The 992-nt window shown below is 36.7% G+C and carries 1 protein-coding gene; it reads left to right on the forward strand.

The annotated features are described in order from the left end of the window. Positions 1–111 precede the first annotated feature (111 nt). The coding region (locus EXE10_RS21050) for an IS30-like element ISAba125 family transposase (protein ID WP_265937148.1) at positions 112–992 on the forward strand (881 nt) is incomplete at its 3' end.

Below are 992 nucleotides of genomic sequence, written 5' to 3' on the forward strand. Positions count from 1 at the left end.
GGCAGAGTAAAACTTGAAGTGCGACATAAACCACCTAATTAATTTAAAGGGTTTATGGAGTATATAAAATTGTCATACCATCATCTTAACTTTGAAGATCGTACTGCATTAATGCTTGAATCAAGAAAAGAAGGCTTTTCACCCAGAAAATTTGCTGAACTTATTAAAAGACATCCTAGTACGATCTATCGTGAACTTAAAAGAAATAGCATCAATGACGTTTATCAAGCCCGATATGCTTCTGATCACACCTTCGCTAGACGTAGACGTGGTCATAGAAAACTCAAAATCGATTCAATCCTTTGGAAATTTATTGTTGAAGCGATCCGTTGTTTATGGTCTCCTCAGCAAATAGCAAAGCGTTTAAAGACATTTCCTGATTTGGATCAAACAATGAATGTAAGCCATACAACGATTTACTCAACTATACGAGCATTACCAAAGGGTGAGTTGAAAAAAGACTTATTATCCTGTCTGCGTCATGAAAATAAAAAGCGAAAAGCTAACGGTGAACCTAAAAAAGATTCTATATTACAGGATATTAAAACTATTCATGAGCGCCCAGCCGAAGTTCAAGAAAGAAAAATACCGGGTCATTGGGAAGCCGATTTAATTAAAGGTAAAGACAATAAAAGTTCGATAGCAACACTTATTGAACGAAATACACGGCTCTGTATCTTGGCAACATTACCTGATGCAAAGGCAGAATCAGTGCGCAAGGCTTTAACTGAAGCTCTGAAATATTTACCTGCAGAACTGCGTAAAACGTTGACCTATGACCGTGGACGTGAGATGTCAGAACATAAAAAACTCGAAGAAGATTTAGGCATAGATGTATATTTCTGTGACCCACATTCACCCTGGCAAAAAGGCACATGCGAAAATATGAATGGTTTAATTAGGCAATATTTACCTAAAGGGATTGATTTAAATCAGGCAGATCAGCATTATTTAAATCAAGTTGCCATGTCACTGAATACTCGTCCTAGAAA

Source organism: Acinetobacter sp. WCHAc060033 (genome assembly GCF_004209125.1).
Lineage (GTDB): Bacteria > Pseudomonadota > Gammaproteobacteria > Pseudomonadales > Moraxellaceae > Acinetobacter > Acinetobacter wuhouensis.